Raw genomic sequence first — 273 nt, 5'->3', positions numbered from 1 at the left:
AGTTATGGATGACACAAATGAATTTTAGAGGAATCCTCTTAATATCAAACGTATTTCCCTTACGTATATGAGATTTTGTGAAAAGGCTTTTGTTTTTTGTAATTCAAGAGACAAAATCCTATTGCTAAAGCTCCTAAAATAGACCATCCTGGTAAACAAGTTAGAGTAATACAAATTGAGGATAAGAAAGGTGGCATGATATTACGTATCGATTGATTAAGTCCATAGATATCTGTTTTGAGGAGGTTTACTAACATTTTATTGAGAGGGGTG

The 273-nt window shown here is 32.6% G+C and carries 1 protein-coding gene; it reads right to left on the bottom strand.

Annotation, left to right across the window (positions count from 1 at the left end):
- Positions 1-59: 59 nt before the first annotated feature.
- A partial coding sequence (locus ACFIK8_RS12155) for a hypothetical protein (RefSeq protein WP_375669576.1) occupies positions 60-273 on the bottom strand: 214 nt, incomplete at its 5' end.

Source organism: Bartonella sp. MR168JLCBS (genome assembly GCF_042194175.1).
Note: the sequence above shows the minus strand (reverse complement) of the source record. Positions and strands in the feature narration are given on the sequence as shown.